Genomic DNA, 19,838 nt, shown 5'->3' on the forward strand with positions numbered 1-19,838 from the left:
TGTTAGCTAGTTATTTGGAAGCTAATGCAGTCTTCAATCTTGCGACAAGACGCTTGGCTTCTCTGATTCTGTTAGGATTCTCTATCGGAGTAATCGAGTGAGCAAACTTAAGCTTGCTTAGATTCTCCTTCTCAGCGACTACTCGCTCAGCGATCTCACTTGCGGAAAGGGATCTGATTTCTGTATTTTTCATTGCTTATGATTATTCTGCGTAGTCTCTACGAACAACAAAACTTGTACTTACGGGTAGCTTCTGCTGCGCAAGTCTCAATGCATCTTTAGCAACCTCCAGGCTAACGCCTGTAGCTTCGAAGAGTATCGTACCCGGTTTGATAACAGCTACCCAATATTCCGGAGCACCTTTACCCTTACCCATACGTACTTCTGCGGGCTTTTTAGTGATCGGCTTGTCAGGAAAAATCCTGATCCAAACTTGACCTTCTCTCTTCATAGCTCTTGTCATGGCAATACGTGCTGCCTCGATCTGGCGAGAAGTAATCCATCCTGGCTCAAGGGATTTGACGCCAAAGTTACCAAAAGAGAGTTCTGCCCCTCTAGTAGCAAGACCTTTGACGCGGCCCTTGTGCATTTTCCTATATTTCGTTCTTTTCGGCTGTAACATGATTTCTCACTTATTCGGTGAAAATAGTTATTTCTTATTTCTGCGTCTTGGACCGTTATTATCTCGATCACCTCTACCACCCTTAGGGTTCGGGCCACGCTGTGCGCCTTTCGGCTCATTTGCAGCACCTTGGTTTGGAGAAAGATCTCTTTTTCCATATACCTCACCTTTGAAAATCCATACTTTGATTCCGATGATTCCGTACACAGTAAGTGCCTCGGAAAGTGCGTAATCAATGTCGGCTCTCAAGGTATGTAAAGGAATACGTCCTTCTTTATACATTTCAGAACGGGCCATTTCAGCTCCGCCCAATCGACCAGAAAGTTTAACTTTGATTCCTTCTGCTCCCACTCTCATGGATGCTGCAATTGCTTGCTTCATTGCTCTTCTGAAGGAAATTCTAGCTTGAAGTTGCTGTGCGATAGACTCACCGACTAATTTCGCATCCAATTCTGGTCGCTTAATTTCGAAGATATTGATTTGAATATCTTTATTGGTGATCTTCTTAAGCTCTTCTTTTAGCTTATCTACTTCGGCTCCGCCTTTACCAATTACAACTCCCGGACGGGCGGTATGTATCGTCAAAGTGATTCTTTTAAGCGTACGCTCGATGATTACTTTGGAAATACCTCCTTTAGGGATCCTGGCAAGGACATACTTACGGATCTGCTGATCTTCGTATAGTTTTTCTGCGAAGTCTTTCCCACCATACCAGTTGGAATCCCAGCCTTTGACTACACCAAGTCTAAATCCTATTGGGTTAATCTTTTGTCCCATAGTCTTTCTTAATTTGCCTTTTCGTTTGTTTCAACTAAATCAGCGGTAACGTCTCCTGTGATGAACGCGTCAACTACAAGGGTTACATGATTGGATCTTTTGCGAATTCTATGACCACGTCCCTGAGGAGCCGGTCTTAGTCTCTTAAGTGATCTGCCTTCATCAACCATAATGGTCTTGATATACAAATCAGCCTCTTCAAGCTTTTCGTCAGGATTTTTAGCCTGCCAGTTGGCTACCGCAGAAAGGAGAAGTTTCTCCAATTTCATCGCTCCATGATTTGGAGTGAATTTCAAAATGCTAAGTGCCAATCCTACTCGCTTACCTCTCACGAGGTCAGCCACAAGGCGCATTTTGCGCGGGGATGTAGGAACGTTTTTTAATCTTGCTACTGCTTCCATGATTATCTCTTTCCTTTATCTTTTTTAGCAATGTGGCCACGGAAGTTTCTAGTCGGAGCAAATTCACCCAGCTTGTGACCTACCATGTTGTCAGTGACAAACACCGGGATAAATTTATTTCCGTTATGCACTGCGAAGGTATGGCCTACGAAATCCGGGGAAATCATAGATCTTCTTGACCAAGTCTTGATGACAGATTTCTTGCCTGACTCGTTCATGACATCTACTTTCTTCACCAGATGGTGCTCGATATAAGGACCTTTTTTTAATGAACGTGCCATAATTATTTAGATCTTTTGCTGATGATGAACTTGTTTGAATACTTCTTAGGTGATCTGGTTTTCTTTCCTTTAGAAAGAAGTCCCTTTCTTGATCTAGGATGTCCACCTGAAGAACGGCCTTCACCACCACCCATAGGGTGATCAACTGGGTTCATAGCCACACCTCTTGTACGAGGTCTTACTCCAAGCCATCTTTTACGACCGGCTTTACCTAACACCACGTTCATGTGATCTCCGTTGGAAACAGTACCTACTGTTGCCATACAAGTACCCAAAACGAGTCTCATTTCGCCAGAAGGAAGTTTTACAGTTACGTATCTCGCATCACGAGCTACAATCTGTGCATACCCTCCCGCACTTCTTGCCATGGCTCCACCATTACCTGGCTTCAATTCCACATTGTGTACAATTGTACCCATCGGGATATTAGCCATTGGCATAGCGTTGCCCACTTCTGGAGCAACTTGCTCACCGGAAATCACTGTCTGACCTACTGTCAAACCTTCCGGGGCGATAATATAGGCCTTCGCACCGTCTGCATAATAAAGTAGGGCAAGACGAGCTGTTCTGTTTGGGTCATATTCGATAGCTTTAACCGTCGCAGGTACACCAAACTTGTTTCTTTTGAAGTCTACAATTCTAAGTCTTCTCTTATGACCACCACCGATATAGCGAGCAGTCATTTTGCCTGTATTATTTCTTCCGCCTGATTTCTTCAAAGGAGCAAGAAGTGATTTTTCCGGCTTTGACTTGGTAATCTCGTCAAAAGCTGGAGCCACTCTGAATCTTGTCCCTGGAGTTACAGGCTTCATTTTTTTAATTGCCATGATATTGATTCAATTAAATTTCTCCGTAAAAATCAATTACCTCACCATCAGCTACCTGCACAATTGCCTTTTTGAAAGCATTGGTGAAGCCTGATACGATCTTATTCTTGGTATAGCGCGTCTTATGCTTTGCAGCATATCGTATGGTACGAACAGACACAACTTTTACGCCGTATGTTTTTTCTACAGCATTTCTAATCTGAATCTTGTCAGCGGTTTTTTCTACAATAAAGCCGTAGACACCTCTCTCATTTCCAGCAGAAATTTTTTCTGTAATCAAAGGCTGCTTTAGAATATCCATTGTCTTATTTCGATAAAATGGTTTCCAACTTACTTACAGATCCTTCGCACAAAACCAATTGGTCTGCATTGAGAACTTGGTAAGTATTTACATCATTTACAGTCACTACTTTCGCTTTTGGAAGGTTTCTGCTTGACAAGAATACATTCTTGTCTTCTGTAGGAAGAACCAATAGGGTCTTCTTGTCAGAAAGAGAAAGTCCATTCAATAACGCGATGTAGTTTTTGGTTTTTGGAGCATCAAAAGAAACATCCTCCATGATTACCAGGCTATTTTCTATCACTTTATAAGAAAGTGCAGACTTACGAGCCAACTGTTTTACTTTTTTATTGAGTTTGAAAGAGTAGTCTCTTGGTCTAGGACCGAATACTCTACCACCACCACGGAAGTGAGGCGCCTTCAAAGATCCAGCACGAGCACCACCGGTACCTTTTTGCTTTTTGATCTTCTTAGTAGAACCTGCTACTTCGTTTCTTTCTTTTGATTTGTGAGTTCCCTGTCTTTGGTTAGCCAGGTACTGCTTCACATCCAGGTAGATTGCGTTATCGTTTGGCTCGATCGCGAAAATCTCGTCAGAAAGCGTCACCTTTCTACCTGTATCTTGTCCTTTATGATTGATTACTGCTAATTCCATGGCTTATTTCTCAAGAATTACAAAAGAGTTCTTTGGGCCAGGCACTGAACCGGAAACCAACAATAGGTTCTGCTCAGGATAGACTTTCAATACTCTTAGGTTGATTACTTTTACTCTGTCACCACCAGTTCTTCCGGCCATTCTCATGCCTTTGAATACTCTGGATGGCCAAGAACATGCACCAATGGAACCTGGGTGTCTACCTCTGTTATGCTGACCGTGAGTTTGTCCACCCACACCGGCAAAACCATGACGCTTAACAACACCTTGGAAACCTTTACCTTTTGAAGTACCAATGGCATCTACGAAGTCGCCTTCTACGAAAACCTCTTTGGCATTCACTGTCTTTCCGAGCTCCACTTGGCCTTCAAACTCGACCCTGAAGTCACGGAATTCAACAACTTTCTGCTTTGGCGTGGTACCGGCCTTTTTAAAATGACCGATTAGTGGCTTAGGAGTGTTTTTCTCCTTACGCTCACCGAATGCCAACTGCACTGCGTTGTACCCGTCTGTTTCAACGTTTTTTACTTGCGTCACTACGCAAGGACCAGCTTCTATTAGCGTGCATGCGACGTTACGCCCATCGGCACTGAAAATGCTAGTCATTCCTACTTTTTTTCCTATAATACCAGACATCTTTAATAAGATAATTTGATAATCCACAAGAGATTATACACTTGGGCCCTTTTTAAGGACTGCAAAGTTACTGAAATAAAATTTGGCAACAAATCTCAACTCCAATATTTTCAAACAATTAGAAAAAATGATTCTGTCTGGGTAGAACTTCAAACCCTATCTCAATCGAAAATTTTAAAATTGCTAAAAAAACAAAAGACCTGCAGGGTATGCAGGCCTTTTGGAGTCGTAATTATAAGGTACTGTCAGACTTTGATTTCAACATCTACTCCACTAGGAAGCTCGATTTTCATCAAAGCATCCACTGTTTTGGAAGAGTTAGAGTAGATATCTACTAGCCTTTTATACGTACACAATTGGTACTGATCTCGGGCTTTCTTGTTTACGTGTGGAGATTTCAACACAGTAAACTTTTCCTTTTTAGTCGGCAATGGAATAGGTCCAACTACTACTGCACCGGTGGCTTTTACAGCCTTCACGATCTTCTCTGATGACTTATCCACCAGGCTGTGATCGTATGATTTTAGTTTTATTCTGATTTTCTGGTTCATTTTCTTGAAGATTAGGCTTTTTCACCTTTTACTTTAGCAATTACACCTTCGGCTATGTTGTTTGGAACAGGCTCGTAGTGAGAGAAGGTCAAAGACGCTGTCGCTCTACCAGAGGTGATTGTTCTCAAGTCAGTTACATATCCAAATAATTCGGACAAAGGAACATTAGCTTTAACTACGGTAGAGGATCCTTTTGTATCCATTCCTTTCATCAAACCTCTTCTTCTGTTCAGGTCACCTGTGATTGGTCCGGTGTATTCATCCGGAGTCACAACATCTACTGCCATGATTGGCTCAAGTAAAGCTGGCTTACACCTTTTAGCAGCTTCTTTGAAACCGATTCTAGCAGCCAATTCGAAGGAAAGTGCATCTGAATCGACATCATGGTAAGAACCATGAAACAATCTCACTTTCATTGACTCTATAGGATAACCAGCCAAAGGACCATTCTTCATAGCTTCCTGGAAACCTTTCTGAACTGGAGCGATGAATTCCTTTGGAATCACACCACCAACGATACCATTTACAAAGTCAAGGCCTGCTTTTATTTCACCGGTTTCAGCATCTGGATCTTTAGGTCCAAGTTCGAATACGATATCTGCAAATTTACCTTTACCACCTGTCTGCTTCTTGTAAACTTCCTTGTGTTCAACTGATCCAAATAAAGCTTCTTTGTAAGCAACCTGTGGAGCACCTTGGTTGATTTCAACCTTGAATTCACGCTTCAATCGGTCGATGATGATTTCCAGGTGAAGTTCTCCCATACCTCTCAAGATGGTCTGACCAGTTTCGTGGTCAGTATTCACCTGAAGTGTTGGATCTTCTTCGATCAATTTGGCAATTGCCATGCCTAGTTTATCAACGTCTGCCTGAGTTTTAGGCTCAATTGCATATCCGATTACCGGCTCTGGGAATACCATGGACTCGAGAACGACCTTACGCTTTTCGTCGCAAAGGGTATCTCCAGTCTTAATATCTTTAAAACCTACTACTGCTCCGATATCGCCAGCAACCAGTCTTTCGATTTGGTTTTGCTTGTTAGCATGCATTTGGAATACTCGGGAGATACGCTCCTTATTGCCAGAACGGCTATTGAATACATAAGAACCTGACTCAAGCGTACCTGAATATGCTCTTACAAAGCAAAGACGACCTACAAATGGGTCAGTGGCAATTTTGAACGCCAAGCCAGTAAATGGCTCTTTTTCGTCAGGATTAATTGCAACATCCTCTTCAGTATCCAAGCTAGTCGCAACGATTGCTTCTTTGTCCAAAGGAGAAGGAAGCAATTCCATTACTAGGTCAAGCATGGTCTGAACGCCTTTGTTTTTGAAAGAAGAACCGCAAACCATAGGGACAATTTTCATGTCGATGGTAGCTGCTCTAAGTGCTTTCAAAATCTCAGCTTCAGTAATTGAATTTGGATCTTCAAAGAATTTCTCCATCAAAGACTCATCGTAATCTGCAACTGCCTCCAATAGATATTCTCTATACTCAGCAACTTCTTCGAGCATATCTTCAGGAATCGGAACTTCTTGGAAAGTCATTCCAAAATCATCCTCATTCCAGACTATTCCCCGGTTGTTGATCAAATCAACTACACCACGGAATTTATCTTCAGAACCGATTGGAAGCTGTAATGGAACTGCATAGCTTCCTAGCATTTCCTTCACTTGCTTACAAACTTCCAAAAAGTTAGCGCCAGCTCGGTCCATTTTGTTAACGAAACCAATACGGGCTACTTTATAATTATCTGCCAATCTCCAGTTGGTCTCAGACTGTGGCTCTACACCATCCACAGCACTAAACAAGAAAACTAGGCCATCTAGGATTCGAAGGGAACGGTTAACCTCAACAGTAAAGTCAACGTGTCCAGGCGTATCTATGATGTTAACATTGTACTTGTTGTTCCGGTAGTTCCAAAAAACTGTGGTAGCTGCTGAAGTGATGGTAATCCCTCGCTCCTGCTCTTGCGCCATCCAGTCCATTGTTGCAGCACCGTCGTGAACTTCACCGATCTTGTGACTTACCCCTGAGTAAAAAAGGATTCGCTCAGTTGTAGTCGTTTTACCAGCATCAATGTGAGCGGCAATACCAATATTTCTGGTATATTTTAAATCTCTTGCCATTCTAATTAAAATCTAAAGTGTGAGAATGCTTTGTTAGCCTCAGCCATTCTGTGCGTATCATCTTTCTTCTTGACAGCGGCTCCTTCGCCTTTTGCTGCCGCGATGATTTCACCTGCTAAACGGTCCATCATTGTTTTCTCACCTCTTCTACGAGCGTAGTTGATCATCCACTTGATACCAAGGGACACTTTTCTTTCAGGTCTGACTTCCATAGGAACCTGGAATGTAGCACCACCAACTCTACGACTCTTTACCTCTACGGCAGGAGTAATATTGTTAAGCGCCTTTTTCCAAACTTCAAGACCATTCTCGCCTACTTTAGCTTCTACTTTTGCAACTGCATCGTAGAAAATGTTGTAAGCAATACTCTTCTTCCCGTCAAACATCAGACAGTTTACAAACTTGGTCACCAAAGTATCATTGAACTTTGGATCAGGAAGAATATATCTCTTCTTTGGTTTCGCTTTTCTCATTTCTTTAAATGTGTTTTATTATTTTTTTTTGCCTTTGACAGGGGCTGCTGGAGCACCTTTGCCAGCCTTAGGTCTTTTAGCACCATACTTGGAGCGACCTTGCTTACGGTCTTTTACTCCTGCTGTATCTAGTGCACCTCGGATGATGTGGTATCTCACACCTGGAAGATCCTTTACACGACCACCTCTGATCAATACGATCGAGTGCTCCTGTAGATTGTGACCTTCACCTGGAATGTAAGCGTTCACTTCTTTTCCGTTCGTCAATCTTACCCTGGCCACCTTTCTCATCGCAGAGTTTGGCTTCTTAGGGGTCGTAGTGTATACTCTGGTACAAACACCTCTACGCTGAGGACATGCGTCCAAAGCCCGAGACTTTGATTTGATTTCCAGTGTAGTTCTACCTTTTCTTACTAACTGTTGAATAGTAGGCATTAACTGATGATATTTAGTTTTCCTGTAAACTGTTAAATTTTGGACTGCAAAGGTAAAGAAAGTAATAAGAGTAACAAAATTAAGTAGTTATATTTTTGTTAGGCTTCACCCGGAGTTCCAAATGAAATCGGAAAGGACGGAGCCCCTCCACCTTGGTTGATTTTGCCAAAAGCAGCCTCGTATTTTTCAATATTATCTTTGAGTGCAGCAAGCAATCGCTTGGCATGATCCGGAGTCACAATGATTCTGGACTTTACTTTTGCCTTTGGCACTCCCGGCATCAATCGGATGAAATCGATCACGAATTCAGAATTGGAGTGAGCGATCATCGCCAAATTGGAATAAACTCCCTCGGCGACTTCTTCGGATAGCTCCACATTGATCTGCTGATCAAGTCTTTTATTGTCTTCCATATTATTTTAGAATTAAAAAAAGGCCTGTATGATTAGTACAGGCCTTTTGATTGATATACTAATGCTATTAAAGGATAGCTTCGCTTGATCTCTTGGAAGAAGATGTCTTCTCCATATTTTCAGAAAGCTTATCATATTCTTCCTGAGATCCAACGATCAGGTTACGCAACCTGCGCTGACCGGTACCTGCCGGGATCAAGTGACCTACGATCACGTTCTCCTTCAAGCCCAATAGCTCATCTCGCTTACCTCTGATCGCTGCTTCAGAAAGCACCTTGGTAGTTTCCTGGAAGGAAGCCGCAGAAATAAAGCTTTCAGTTCCCAAAGAGGCTGCAGTGATACCCTGAAGAGTTGGCTTGGAAACCGCAGTCTCCGCATCTCTTACTTGTACCAGCTTCAGATCTTTACGCTTCAAGCTTGAATTCTCATCGCGCAGTCTTCTTGCAGAGATGATCATACCTGGCTTCAAAGTAGAAGAATCACCGGCATCCATTACCACCTTCTTGTCCAAGATATTGTCGTTTTCCTCACGGAACGCCCACTTATCCACGATTTGATTCTGAAGGAATCCTGTATCACCAGCATCCAAAATTTCTACTTTCTGCATCATTTGAGTTACAATTACTTCGATGTGCTTATCGTTGATCTTCACACCCTGAAGTCTGTAAACTTCCTGGATTTCGTTCACCAAATATTCCTGAACGGCCGTTGGGCCTTTGATGGAAAGGATATCATTTGGAGTGATGGCTCCATCAGACAATGGTTCACCGGCACGGATAAAGTCATTTTCCTGAACCAGGATGTGCTTCGAAAGAGATACCATGTATTTCTTGATCACACCATCTTTTGATTCGATGATGATCTCTCTGTTACCTCGCTTGATACCACCATAAGTCACGACACCGTCGATTTCAGATACCACAGCCGGGTTGGATGGGTTTCTTGCTTCAAACAATTCTGTAACTCGTGGAAGACCACCGGTAATATCTCTTGTCTTACCAACTGATCTTGGGATTTTCACCAAGATTTGTCCGGACTTCACTTTTTCACCAGCTTCTACAGCAAGGTGAGCTCCAACCGGAATATTGTAAGCTTTGGAATCATCACCGTGATTGATAATAATTGAAGGATTCTTAGTCCTGTCTTTTGTTTCGATAATTACTTTCTCACGGAAACCAGTCTGATCATCAGCCACTTCCTTATAGGTGATACCTTCAATGACCGCTTCGAATTCAACTTTACCATCGAATTCTGAAAGAATGACCGCATTGTAAGGATCCCAAGTACATAAGGAATGTCCTTTAGCGATTTTCTGCCCATCTTTCACATTCAACATCGCGCCGTAAGGAACGTGGTTTGATACCAAGGTCTTTCCTGTTTTCGCTTCGTTGATTTTGATTTCGCCAGAACGGCCCATCACCATAGTGACTGCTTCGCCATCCTTGTTGGTCGTCTCGATGTATCTCAATTCCTCATCGAACTCGATCACCCCATCAAACTTAGCCGGAATGGAAGCATCTACTGCCATGTTGGAAGCTGTACCACCTACGTGGAATGTTCTCAAGGTAAGCTGTGTACCCGGTTCACCGATAGACTGTGCAGCAATAACACCCACAGATTCACCTGCCTGCACCATATTACCGGTAGCCAAGTTTCTTCCGTAGCATTTTGCGCAAATCCCTCTTCTGGTTTCGCAAGTCAATACTGATCTAATTTCCACCTCTTCGATAGCAGATTCATCCACCATTTTGGCAACGTCATCTCCAATTTCTATTCCGGCAGGAATGATCAATTGATCCGTGATCGGATCGTACACGTCGTGTACAGATACTCTGCCGAGGATTCTCTCAGAAAGTGGCTCAACGATTTCCTCGTTGTCTTTCAATGGTTGTACTACCAGACCTCTCAAGGTACCGCAATCTTCTTCGGTCACAATCATGTCCTGAGCAACATCTACCAAACGACGGGTCAAATAACCCGCATCGGCAGTTTTCAATGCTGTATCGGCTAGACCTTTACGAGCACCGTGTGTAGAGATGAAGTATTCCAATACGTCCAGTCCTTCTTTGAAGTTGGATAGAATTGGGTTTTCAATAATTTCACCAACAGAACCTTGAAGGTTTTTCTGCGGCTTCGCCATCAGACCTCTCATTCCACCCAACTGACGGATTTGCTCTCTTGAACCTCTGGCTCCTGAGTGCATCATCATGTAAATAGCATTGAATCCTTGCTTATCCTCTTCCATCTGCTTCATAAGAATGTTAGTCAAATGAGAGTTGGTACGAGTCCAGATGTCAATTACTTGATTGTATCGTTCATTGTCGGTGATCAGACCCATGAGGTAGTTGTTCCAAACCTGATCTACTTCCTCTTTCGCCTTGGCGATCATCGGAACTTTCTCATCAGGAATAATTACGTCATTCAGTCCCATAGAAAGACCACCTTGGTATGCCATTTGGAAACCCAAGTGCTTGATGTCATCCAAGAACTGTGCAGTACGGGCGATGCCACAAACTTTTACCACCTCAGCAATAATCTGCTGTAGTTTTTTCTTGGTCAAAAGCTCATTTACATACCCTACTTCCTCAGGAACAAACTGGTTGAAGATCAATCGACCTGCAACGGTTTCGATGATCTTGTCTGCTATCACTCCCTCGGAATCTTTTACTTTTACCTTACACTTGATGTTGGCGTGCTTGGAGATTTTGCCTTCGTTCATGGCAATGATTACCTCTTCCTGACTGTAGAAAGTCATGCCTTCACCAGCAACGATTTCTTCAGGAGTAGATTTTTTGCCTTTAGTCACATAATAGAGGCCCAAAACCATGTCCTGAGAAGGTACCGTGATCGGCGCTCCGTTGGCAGGGTTTAGGATATTGTGTGAAGAAAGCATCAAAGTCGAAGCTTCCAGGATTGCCTCATGTCCGAGAGGTACGTGAACTGCCATCTGGTCACCGTCAAAATCGGCGTTGAATGCAGTACAAACCAATGGGTGAAGCTGGATTGCTTTTCCTTCGATCAATTTCGGTTGGAAAGCCTGGATACCAAGTCTGTGAAGTGTTGGAGCACGGTTCAAAAGAACAGGGTGTCCTTTCAATACGTTTTCCAAGATATCCCAAACTACCGGATCCTTACGGTCCACAATTTTCTTTGCAGATTTCACGGTCTTTACAATGCCTCTTTCGATCAGTTTCCTGATGATAAATGGCTTGAAAAGCTCAGCTGCCATATTTTTAGGAAGACCACACTCGTGAAGCTTCAATTCAGGACCTACGACGATCACAGATCGACCGGAGTAATCCACACGCTTACCGAGCAAGTTTTGACGGAAACGACCCTGCTTACCTTTCAACATATCAGAAAGGGACTTCAAGGCACGGTTTCCATCGGATCTTACCGCATTTACTTTTCTTGAGTTGTCAAAAAGTGAATCCACAGCTTCCTGCAACATTCGCTTCTCATTTCTTAAAATAACCTCAGGAGCTTTGATGTCGATCAAACGCTTCAGACGGTTATTTCTGATAATTACTCTTCTATATAGATCATTCAAATCGGAAGTCGCAAAACGACCACCATCCAAAGGAACCAATGGACGCAATTCCGGTGGAATCACAGGAACCATACGAACTACCATCCACTCAGGACGGTTTTCGATTCTGGTTCTCGCATCACGGAATGCTTCGACCACTTTCAGACGCTTCAAGGCTTCAGCCTTACGCTGCTGCGAAGTATCGGTAGCTGCCTGATGACGGAGTGAGTAAGAAAGATCATCGAGATCCAATCTTGCCAACAACATCTCAAGAGCCTCAGCACCCATCTTGGCGATGAATTTGTTTGGATCTGCATCATCCAGAGAATGGTTCTCCTTAGGAAGCTTATCCATGATATCCAAATACTCATCTTCGGTCAGGAAGTCTAAATATTGAACACCTTCCTCTGCTTTGATACCCGGCTGAACTACTGCATAGCGCTCATAGTAAACAATCTGGTCAAGCTTTTTGGTAGGAAGACCAAGAAGGTAACCGATTTTATTAGGAAGAGATTTGAAGTACCAAATGTGTGCTACAGGAACAACCAATTCGATGTGTCCCATGCGCTCACGACGCACTTTTTTCTCAGTCACCTCCACACCGCAACGGTCGCAGATGATTCCTTTATATCTGATTCGCTTGTATTTACCACAATGACATTCCCAGTCCTTTACAGGACCAAAGATTCGCTCACAAAACAACCCACCCATTTCTGGCTTATATGTTCTGTAGTTGATTGTCTCTGGCTGAGTCACTTCACCATTTGAACTATCCAAAATTGATTCTGGAGAGGCCAAGCTGATCGTAACTCTGGAAAAATCGTTGTTGAGTTTTTTATTTTTTCTAAACGACATAATTTTTTGAGATATGTTAAGGGCGATTGCTCGCCCTATGAGCCAAATTAATCCAAAGTAATTTCAAGAGCCAAACCTCTCAATTCATGAACCAATACATTGAATGATTCAGGGATGTTAGGTTTAGGAAGGTTTTCACCTTTCACGATCGCTTCATAAGCTTTCGCTCTACCGATTACGTCATCAGACTTCACAGTCAGGATTTCCTGAAGAACGTGTGATGCACCGAATGCTTCCAATGCCCAAACTTCCATTTCTCCAAATCGCTGACCACCAAACTGCGCTTTACCACCCAAGGGCTGCTGTGTAATGAGCGAGTATGGACCGATTGAACGAGCGTGCATCTTGTCATCCACCAAGTGACCTAATTTCAGCATGTAGGAAACACCTACTGTAACTGGCTGATCGAATCTGTTTCCAGAAAGACCATCGTATAGGTAGGTTCTTCCATAAGGTGGAACACCTGCAAGTTCCAATTCTGCAGCTACTTCTTCCAAAGTTGCTCCGTCGAAGATTGGAGTTGCATATTTCTTACCCATTCGCTGACCAGCCCAAGCCAATACAGTTTCGAAGATTTGTCCAATGTTCATTCGAGAAGGTACACCAAGTGGGTTCAACACGATGTCCATTGGAGTTCCATCTTCCAGGAAAGGCATGTCTTCGTCTCTTACGATACGAGCCACAATACCTTTGTTTCCGTGACGACCTGCCATTTTATCACCTACCTTCAGCTTACGCTTCTTGGCAATGTAAACTTTAGCAAGCTTCACAATGCCAGCAGGCAATTCATCACCTACTTCAAGTGTAAATCTATCACGCTTGAATAGGCCAGAAATCTCATTTCTGGAATTGGTGTAATTTTTCACCAATTTGACAATCAATGAATTGGTATACGCATCATCTGTCCAGTCATCTAAAATGATATCTGAAATCAGGTTAGCTTCCTCAGGAACATTATAGTTAGACTCATCTCTGTAAGGGTTCTTAGCAGGGAAAAGATTATTTTCAATGTTCTTTAGATTGAATTTGGTGCCTTTGGTGATGATTTCATCTCCAAACTTGTGACGCACTCCCAAGGAAGTTTTGCCATCCAAAATCGTTACCAACTTATTGATCATTCTGGCTCTAATTCCAAGGAGATCCTTAGAATATATGCCTTTCAGTTTTTCAACTTCAGCTTTAGACTTTGCTCTGTTATCCTTATCCTTTTTAGGTCGGGAGAATAGTTTAGTCTCAATGACCACACCATTCAAAGAAGGAGAAGCTTTCAATGAAGCATCTTTCACATCCCCAGCTTTATCGCCAAAAATTGCTCTTAGAAGTTTTTCTTCAGGAGTCGGATCAGTTTCCCCTTTTGGAGTGATCTTACCAATGATGATGTCACCTTCTTTTACCTCTGCACCGATACGGATAATTCCATCTTCATCAAGGTGCTTAACTGCTTCCTCAGAAACGTTTGGAATTTCAGAAGTTAATTCTTCTTCACCCCGCTTCGTGTCACGAACTTCCAATTGGAACTCCTCAACGTGAATAGAGGTAAAGATGTCTTCTCGAACCACCCGCTCAGAAATTACAATCGCATCTTCGAAGTTATATCCTTGCCAAGGCATGTAGGCAACTTTAAGGTTTTTACCCAAAGCTAGCTCTCCGTTGTTGGTAGAATACCCTTCCACAAGAACTTGTCCCTTAGAAATTTTCTCACCTTTCAGCACCAATGGCGTCAAGTTGATTGTCGTATCCTGGTTAGTTCTTCTGAATTTGATCAGATCGTAGCTTTTATACTCATTGGTAAAATTCACCAAAAGTTCGTCGGAAGTTAGATCATACTTGATGGTAATTTTCTTAGCATCAACATATTCCACAACCCCATTAGCCTCTGCAATAATCAGCGCTCTAGAGTCGATTGCTGCCTTTGATTCCAAACCTGTACCCACAATTGGAGCCTCCGCTTTCAGCAATGGAACTGCTTGACGTTGCATGTTTGAGCCCATCAAGGCTCGGTTCGCATCATCATGCTCGAGGAATGGAATTAGAGAAGCTGCTACAGATACAATCTGGTTTGGAGCCACATCCATATAGGTAATTTCGCTTGGTTCAAGAACTGGGAAATCCCCTTCAAACCTTGCTTTTACCTTTTCATTGATAAATTTACCAGCATCATCCAATGGCGCATTTGCCTGAGCGATGTTATGATTATCTTCTTCTTCGGCTGTAAGGAATACGATGTCTTCTACCTTCATTCCAACTTTACCTTCAGCCACCTTTCTGTAAGGAGTCTCGAGGAATCCCATAGAGTTCACTTTCGCGTGAACACATAGGGAGGAAATCAGACCGATATTTGGGCCTTCAGGAGTTTCGATAGTACACAGACGACCGTAGTGTGTATAGTGAACGTCACGAACCTCGAAACCTGCTCTTTCTCTGGAAAGACCACCTGGACCCAAAGCTGAAAGTCTTCTCTTGTGAGTCAACTCTGCCAGCGGGTTAGTTTGGTCCATGAACTGAGAAAGTTGGTTGGTACCAAAGAAGGAGTTGATCACGGAAGAAAGCGTTCTGGCATTGATCAAATCGACTGGTTTGAAGTCTTCATTGTCACGCACGTTCATTCTTTCACGGATCGTTCTGGCCATTCTGGCTAAACCTACACCGAATTGACTGTACAGCTGCTCACCAACAGTTCTCACTCGTCTGTTAGACAAGTGGTCAATGTCATCGACAACAGCCTTCGAGTTGATCAAACCAATCAGATATTTCACGATGGAAATAATATCCTGCTTAGTCAAAACAATTTTCTCAGGCTCAATGTCAAGACCAAGTTTTTTATTTATTCTGTAACGCCCAACTTCACCAAGATCATAACGCTTATCTGAAAAGAACAAGCTTTGGATTACCTCACGAGCTGTAGACTCATCAGGTGCCTCGGTATTTCTAAGTTGACGATAGATAACTTCCACGGCTTCTTTTTCAGAGTTGGAGTTATCTTTTTGTAACGTATTATAGATGATAGAGAAATCAGCCACGTTCACATCTTCTCTGTGGAGAATGATGGACTTGGAGCCTGAATCCAAGATCATTTCAATATCTTCTTCAGTCAAAACAGTATCACGCTCAAGCAATACCTCATTTCGATCGATAGAAACTACCTCACCGGTATCTTCATCCACGAAATCCTCCACCCAAGTTCTTAATACTCTAGCGGCCAATTTACGTCCTCCCGCTTTTTTAAGTGCGGCCTTAGTAGCAGCTACTTCTTCAGAAAGACCGAATAAATCCAGAATATCTTTATCTGAACCGTATCCGATTGCACGAAGCAAAGTAGTAACCGGGAATTTTTTCTTACGGTCGATGTAAGCATACATGACATTGTTGATGTCAGTTGCAAATTCGATCCAAGAACCTTTGAAAGGAATAATTCTGGCAGAGTATAACTTGGTACCGTTGGTATGCTTGCTTTGTGCAAAGAACACCCCCGGAGAACGGTGCAATTGAGAAACAATTACCCGCTCGGCTCCATTGATTACAAATGACCCTTTTTCAGTCATGTAAGGAAGATTGCCAAGAAACACTTCTTGCTCGATAGTTTCGAAATCCTCATTGTCCTCATCGTGACAAAGCAATCTCAATTTTGCTTTCAACGGAACAGAATAAGTCAATCCCCTATCGATACATTCTTCCACACTGTATTTTGGTGGATCTACTGCATAATCGATGAATTCCAAAGTGAAATTTTCTCTGGAATCACTAATAGGAAAGTTTTCAGCGAAAACTTTGAACAACCCATCTGCCCGGCGCTTTTCTGCGGGAGTATCCAACTGAAAAAAGTCCTTGAAAGACTGAAGTTGAATATCTAGAAAATCGGGATAGTCTTTGACCACCTTAATGGAGGAGAAGCTTTTCCTTTCGGTTTGATTCTTGATAGCCAAGGTAGTGTATAGTTTATGGTGAAATTTAATATCAGAAAGTGACAATAATCACTTGGAATAATGCAATTATTAACCTGAGCATAAACAGGAAAAGACCTGACTTATAAAGTCAGGTCTTCGGGCTAATTCCGAACCTAAAGGCGCGAAATCAGCAAATTATTTGATCTCTACTTCAGCACCAGCCTCTTCAAGAGACTTCTTCAGAGCTTCAGCTTCGTCCTTAGCAATTCCTTCTTTAAGGGCTTTAGGAGCGCTGTCTACAAGATCTTTTGCTTCTTTCAATCCAAGACCAGTCAATTCTTTAACCAGTTTTACAACTGCAAGCTTAGAAGCCCCAGCTGCTTTTAGGATTACATCGAAAGAAGTTTTCTCTTCTTCAGCAGCAACCTCGCCAGCACCAGCACCACCACCAGCTACCATAATAGCGCCAGCAGCAGCAGGCTCAATGCCGTACTGATCCTTAAGGATGTCTGTTAATTCTTTAACTTCTTTTACAGTCAAGTTTACCAACTGTTCTGCAAGTTGTGTAAGATCTGCCATTGTATTGTTTATTTAATTGTTTTTGAATGATTTGATAAGATTATTTTGCTTCTCGTTCAGCGAGCGTCTTAAGAACACCAGTGATGTTGTTCTGTCCTGACTGCAATGCCGATACGAGATTCTTAGCAGGAGATTGTAGCAATCCAATTAGATCACCAAGCAATTCTTGCTTAGACTTGAGGTTAGATAGTAACTCAAGGTTGTTCTCGCCCAGAAATACATCTGAATCGATACCCGCACCTTTGAATACTGGTCTAGTCTCTTTTTTACCTATTTTCTTTCTGAAGTCCAGCAATACTTTTGCTGGAAGGTTACTAGTCTCTTTTGAGAAAATAATTCCAGAGAACCCTTTCAATGCACCACTCGCAAGTTTGGAGTAGTCCGCATCCAGATTTTCAAGAGCTTTTGCGATCAGGGTATTTTTGTACACTTTGTACTCCACACCTTTTTCGTAACAAGTCCTTCTGAATGCATTCACCTGAGCTACAGAGAATCCGGAAGCATCAGTGATGTAGAAGAAAGGGTTTTCCTTTAGTTTCTCAGTCAGACTGTCGATTATAACTTTCTTTTCGTCTCTAGTCATGATTAAATACCTTGAATGCTACCCTTGTCTACAGCAATACCCGGAGACATTGTGCTTGACAAATGAATACTTTTGAAATATGTACCTTTAGAAGAAGATGGCTTCAACTTGGAGATAGTCATGATAAGTTCTTTCACATTCTCTTCGATTTGCTCTGGAGAAAAAGATACTTTACCAACACCGGCGTGGATAATTCCAAATTTATCAACTTTAAAGTCGATTTTACCGGCTTTTACTTCTCTAACTGCCTTAGCCACATCAAGAGTAACTGTTCCTGATTTAGGGTTTGGCATTAAGCCACGAGGACCCAATACTCTACCTAACCTACCTACTTTTGCCATAACGTTAGGCATCGTGATGATGACATCAATGTCAGTCCATCCGCCTTCTATCTTGGCAATGTAATCGTCCAAACCAACGTAGTCTGCACCTGCTTCAGTTGCTTCTGCTGCTTTGTCAGGAGTACAAAGAACCAATACTTTGATGTCTTTGCCTGTACCGTGAGGAAGTGCTACTACACCTCGTACCATTTGATCAGCCTTCCGCGGATCGACGCCCAAACGAACGTCAACATCCACAGATGCATCAAACTTTGTCAGGGTAATTTCCTTAACCAGTGAAGAAGCTGCCTCCAGGGAGTACACTTGGCTTGCGTCGTACTTAGAAAGAGCTTCTTTTTGCTTTTTTGTTAACTTAGCCATTGTTTTTTATTTATACTTCCCAAGGGGCTTTACCAGATACTGTTATACCCATGCTTCGTGCAGTACCAGCTACCATTTTCATGGCAGACTCAATTCTGAAAGCATTTAGGTCAGGCATTTTCGTCTCAGCAATCACCTTCACCTGATCCCAGGTAACTGATCCTACTTTCTTTCTATTTGGTTCCGCTGAACCGCTTTTGATTTTTGCAGCTTCCAACAACAGATTAGCTGCCGGAGGAGTTTTTACAACAAACTCAAAAGACTTGTCAGAAAAAACCGTAATCAGTACCGGAAGCACTGTGCCCATTTTTTCTTGGGTACGTGCGTTGAACTGCTTACAGAACTCCATAATGTTCAAACCCTTGGAACCAAGAGCTGGACCTACTGGAGGTGACGGATTAGCCTGGCCACCTTTCACCTGCAGTTTTACATAACCAGTGATTTCCTTAGCCATTGCTTAGTCTTGTTTTTCTACTTGTATAAAGTTTAATTCAACAGGAGTATTTCGGCCGAAGATCTTAACCATAACATTAAGCTTCTTCTTCTCCTCAAATATCTCCTCAATTGTCCCGGTGAAACCACTGAAGGGCCCGTCCATTACTTTTACGGCCTCTCCTACTATAAATGGTGTGTCCTGCTTCTCGGCAAACTCATCAATCTCCTCAACCTTACCTAAAATACGGTTGATTTCTGATTGGCGTAACGGTTCAGGGGTTTTGGAAGCTCCCCCCTGGTTTGATCCAAGAAACCCGATAACACCCGGGATACTCGTTATTACGTGATTGGCTTCACCGTTGGAAAGATCTGCATTGACCAAAACATATCCCGGAAAGAAATTTCTCTCTCGGACACGCTTTTTGCCATTTCGCATTTCATATACCTTCTCAGAAGGAATCAGCACTTCAGGAATAAACTCGCCAATTTTCTGTCTTTGGATTTCATTATCCAAATAAGTCTTGGTCTTCTTCTCCTGTCCCGCTACTACTCTGAGTACGTACCACTTATGTTCAGCCATTCTGTAATGTCAATTAGAATAAATCATAAAACCATGTCATGATGTTCTCAAATCCCAAATCCACCACACCGATAAACAGCGCGAAAATGAGAGATGCCACCAACACCAATACGGCACTATTCTGAAGAGATGAAAATTTAGGCCAAGTGACCTTATTTACCATCTCGTCGTAAGATTCAAGGACAAAGTTTTTAAGATTCATAGTCTACTTA

The 19,838-nt window shown here is 42.5% G+C and carries 22 protein-coding genes; all 22 read right to left on the bottom strand.

What is annotated here, in order from left to right; translation table 11 throughout:
• Positions 1–10: 10 nt before the first annotated feature.
• Entirely contained in the window at positions 11–193 is a 183-nt protein-coding gene (gene rpmC, locus Q8M62_RS16305) for a 50S ribosomal protein L29 (RefSeq protein ID WP_092731235.1), read from the bottom strand.
• 9 nt (positions 194–202) lie between these two features.
• On the bottom strand, positions 203–622 hold the full coding sequence (gene rplP / locus Q8M62_RS16310) for a 50S ribosomal protein L16 (RefSeq protein WP_092731233.1): 420 nt from the start codon (positions 620–622) through the stop codon (positions 203–205).
• A 27-nt stretch (positions 623–649) separates the two neighbouring features.
• On the bottom strand, positions 650–1,399 hold the full coding sequence (gene rpsC, locus Q8M62_RS16315) for a 30S ribosomal protein S3 (protein WP_304902284.1): 750 nt from the start codon (positions 1,397–1,399) through the stop codon (positions 650–652).
• A gap of 8 nt (positions 1,400–1,407) precedes the next feature.
• The gene (gene rplV, locus Q8M62_RS16320; protein ID WP_304902283.1) at positions 1,408–1,800 is read right to left on the bottom strand and encodes a 50S ribosomal protein L22; all 393 of its coding nucleotides are present in this window, start codon (positions 1,798–1,800) and stop codon (positions 1,408–1,410) included.
• 2 nt (positions 1,801–1,802) lie between these two features.
• The gene (gene rpsS / locus Q8M62_RS16325; RefSeq protein WP_074226879.1) at positions 1,803–2,081 is read right to left on the bottom strand and encodes a 30S ribosomal protein S19; all 279 of its coding nucleotides are present in this window, start codon (positions 2,079–2,081) and stop codon (positions 1,803–1,805) included.
• A gap of 2 nt (positions 2,082–2,083) precedes the next feature.
• Positions 2,084–2,908, bottom strand: a complete 825-nt coding sequence (rplB, locus tag Q8M62_RS16330; RefSeq protein WP_304902282.1) for a 50S ribosomal protein L2 — start codon at positions 2,906–2,908, stop codon at positions 2,084–2,086.
• A 13-nt stretch (positions 2,909–2,921) separates the two neighbouring features.
• Positions 2,922–3,209 carry a 50S ribosomal protein L23 gene (gene rplW, locus Q8M62_RS16335; RefSeq protein WP_077346312.1) on the bottom strand — a complete coding sequence of 96 codons (288 nt, stop codon included), beginning with the start codon at positions 3,207–3,209 and terminating at the stop codon, positions 2,922–2,924.
• 4 nt (positions 3,210–3,213) lie between these two features.
• On the bottom strand, positions 3,214–3,843 hold the full coding sequence (gene rplD, locus Q8M62_RS16340; RefSeq protein ID WP_092731225.1) for a 50S ribosomal protein L4: 630 nt from the start codon (positions 3,841–3,843) through the stop codon (positions 3,214–3,216).
• A 3-nt stretch (positions 3,844–3,846) separates the two neighbouring features.
• Positions 3,847–4,479 carry a 50S ribosomal protein L3 gene (gene rplC, locus Q8M62_RS16345; protein WP_092731282.1) on the bottom strand — a complete coding sequence of 211 codons (633 nt, stop codon included), beginning with the start codon at positions 4,477–4,479 and terminating at the stop codon, positions 3,847–3,849.
• Between the two features lie 245 nt (positions 4,480–4,724).
• Positions 4,725–5,030 carry a 30S ribosomal protein S10 gene (gene rpsJ / locus Q8M62_RS16350; protein ID WP_024284766.1) on the bottom strand — a complete coding sequence of 102 codons (306 nt, stop codon included), beginning with the start codon at positions 5,028–5,030 and terminating at the stop codon, positions 4,725–4,727.
• Between the two features lie 11 nt (positions 5,031–5,041).
• Complete coding sequence (gene fusA / locus Q8M62_RS16355; protein ID WP_092731223.1) at positions 5,042–7,159, bottom strand: elongation factor G; 2,118 nt, start codon at positions 7,157–7,159, stop codon at positions 5,042–5,044.
• Between the two features lie 5 nt (positions 7,160–7,164).
• A complete protein-coding gene (gene rpsG, locus Q8M62_RS16360; RefSeq protein WP_092731221.1) occupies positions 7,165–7,632 on the bottom strand; it encodes a 30S ribosomal protein S7 in 468 nt (155 codons plus the stop codon).
• 18 nt (positions 7,633–7,650) lie between these two features.
• A complete protein-coding gene (gene rpsL / locus Q8M62_RS16365) occupies positions 7,651–8,067 on the bottom strand; it encodes a 30S ribosomal protein S12 (RefSeq protein WP_026966261.1) in 417 nt (138 codons plus the stop codon).
• Positions 8,068–8,165: 98 nt separating this feature from the next.
• Entirely contained in the window at positions 8,166–8,480 is a 315-nt protein-coding gene (locus Q8M62_RS16370) for a DUF3467 domain-containing protein (protein WP_304902281.1), read from the bottom strand.
• 67 nt (positions 8,481–8,547) lie between these two features.
• Positions 8,548–12,864: a DNA-directed RNA polymerase subunit beta' gene (gene rpoC / locus Q8M62_RS16375; protein ID WP_304902280.1), complete on the bottom strand. Its 4,317-nt coding sequence runs from the start codon at positions 12,862–12,864 to the stop codon at positions 8,548–8,550.
• Positions 12,865–12,911: 47 nt separating this feature from the next.
• Positions 12,912–16,787, bottom strand: coding sequence for a DNA-directed RNA polymerase subunit beta (gene rpoB / locus Q8M62_RS16380; protein ID WP_304902279.1), 3,876 nt, complete (start codon positions 16,785–16,787; stop codon positions 12,912–12,914).
• Between the two features lie 156 nt (positions 16,788–16,943).
• Complete coding sequence (rplL, locus tag Q8M62_RS16385) at positions 16,944–17,327, bottom strand: 50S ribosomal protein L7/L12 (protein WP_304902278.1); 384 nt, start codon at positions 17,325–17,327, stop codon at positions 16,944–16,946.
• Positions 17,328–17,367: 40 nt separating this feature from the next.
• Positions 17,368–17,910, bottom strand: a complete 543-nt coding sequence (gene rplJ, locus Q8M62_RS16390) for a 50S ribosomal protein L10 (protein WP_304902277.1) — start codon at positions 17,908–17,910, stop codon at positions 17,368–17,370.
• A gap of 2 nt (positions 17,911–17,912) precedes the next feature.
• Positions 17,913–18,611 (bottom strand): 50S ribosomal protein L1, encoded by a 699-nt coding sequence (gene rplA / locus Q8M62_RS16395; protein ID WP_304902276.1) that lies wholly within the window; start codon positions 18,609–18,611, stop codon positions 17,913–17,915.
• 10 nt (positions 18,612–18,621) lie between these two features.
• Positions 18,622–19,065, bottom strand: a complete 444-nt coding sequence (rplK, locus tag Q8M62_RS16400) for a 50S ribosomal protein L11 (RefSeq protein WP_092731193.1) — start codon at positions 19,063–19,065, stop codon at positions 18,622–18,624.
• 3 nt (positions 19,066–19,068) lie between these two features.
• On the bottom strand, positions 19,069–19,626 hold the full coding sequence (nusG, locus tag Q8M62_RS16405) for a transcription termination/antitermination protein NusG (RefSeq protein WP_305351541.1): 558 nt from the start codon (positions 19,624–19,626) through the stop codon (positions 19,069–19,071).
• A gap of 13 nt (positions 19,627–19,639) precedes the next feature.
• Positions 19,640–19,828 carry a preprotein translocase subunit SecE gene (secE, locus tag Q8M62_RS16410; protein WP_092731189.1) on the bottom strand — a complete coding sequence of 63 codons (189 nt, stop codon included), beginning with the start codon at positions 19,826–19,828 and terminating at the stop codon, positions 19,640–19,642.
• Positions 19,829–19,838 lie beyond the last annotated feature (10 nt).

Origin of the sequence: Algoriphagus sp. (assembly GCF_030694375.1) — a bacterium.
Taxonomy (GTDB): domain Bacteria; phylum Bacteroidota; class Bacteroidia; order Cytophagales; family Cyclobacteriaceae; genus Algoriphagus.

Bases quoted from the DNA above. Each gene is read 5' to 3' on its own strand.
- rpmC (WP_092731235.1), bottom strand. From the start codon at position 193: ATGAAAAATACAGAAATCAGATCCCTTTCCGCAAGTGAGATCGCTGAG.
- rplP (WP_092731233.1), bottom strand. From the start codon at position 622: ATGTTACAGCCGAAAAGAACGAAATATAGGAAAATGCACAAGGGCCGC.
- rpsC (WP_304902284.1), bottom strand. From the start codon at position 1,399: ATGGGACAAAAGATTAACCCAATAGGATTTAGACTTGGTGTAGTCAAA.
- rplV (WP_304902283.1), bottom strand. From the start codon at position 1,800: ATGGAAGCAGTAGCAAGATTAAAAAACGTTCCTACATCCCCGCGCAAA.
- rpsS (WP_074226879.1), bottom strand. From the start codon at position 2,081: ATGGCACGTTCATTAAAAAAAGGTCCTTATATCGAGCACCATCTGGTG.
- rplB (WP_304902282.1), bottom strand. From the start codon at position 2,908: ATGGCAATTAAAAAAATGAAGCCTGTAACTCCAGGGACAAGATTCAGA.
- rplW (WP_077346312.1), bottom strand. From the start codon at position 3,209: ATGGATATTCTAAAGCAGCCTTTGATTACAGAAAAAATTTCTGCTGGA.
- rplD (WP_092731225.1), bottom strand. From the start codon at position 3,843: ATGGAATTAGCAGTAATCAATCATAAAGGACAAGATACAGGTAGAAAG.
- rplC (WP_092731282.1), bottom strand. From the start codon at position 4,479: ATGTCTGGTATTATAGGAAAAAAAGTAGGAATGACTAGCATTTTCAGT.
- rpsJ (WP_024284766.1), bottom strand. From the start codon at position 5,030: ATGAACCAGAAAATCAGAATAAAACTAAAATCATACGATCACAGCCTG.
- fusA (WP_092731223.1), bottom strand. From the start codon at position 7,159: ATGGCAAGAGATTTAAAATATACCAGAAATATTGGTATTGCCGCTCAC.
- rpsG (WP_092731221.1), bottom strand. From the start codon at position 7,632: ATGAGAAAAGCGAAACCAAAGAAGAGATATATTCTTCCTGATCCAAAG.
- rpsL (WP_026966261.1), bottom strand. From the start codon at position 8,067: ATGCCTACTATTCAACAGTTAGTAAGAAAAGGTAGAACTACACTGGAA.
- Q8M62_RS16370 (WP_304902281.1), bottom strand. From the start codon at position 8,480: ATGGAAGACAATAAAAGACTTGATCAGCAGATCAATGTGGAGCTATCC.
- rpoC (WP_304902280.1), bottom strand. From the start codon at position 12,864: ATGTCGTTTAGAAAAAATAAAAAACTCAACAACGATTTTTCCAGAGTT.
- rplL (WP_304902278.1), bottom strand. From the start codon at position 17,327: ATGGCAGATCTTACACAACTTGCAGAACAGTTGGTAAACTTGACTGTA.
- rplJ (WP_304902277.1), bottom strand. From the start codon at position 17,910: ATGACTAGAGACGAAAAGAAAGTTATAATCGACAGTCTGACTGAGAAA.
- rplA (WP_304902276.1), bottom strand. From the start codon at position 18,611: ATGGCTAAGTTAACAAAAAAGCAAAAAGAAGCTCTTTCTAAGTACGAC.
- rplK (WP_092731193.1), bottom strand. From the start codon at position 19,065: ATGGCTAAGGAAATCACTGGTTATGTAAAACTGCAGGTGAAAGGTGGC.
- nusG (WP_305351541.1), bottom strand. From the start codon at position 19,626: ATGGCTGAACATAAGTGGTACGTACTCAGAGTAGTAGCGGGACAGGAG.
- secE (WP_092731189.1), bottom strand. From the start codon at position 19,828: ATGAATCTTAAAAACTTTGTCCTTGAATCTTACGACGAGATGGTAAAT.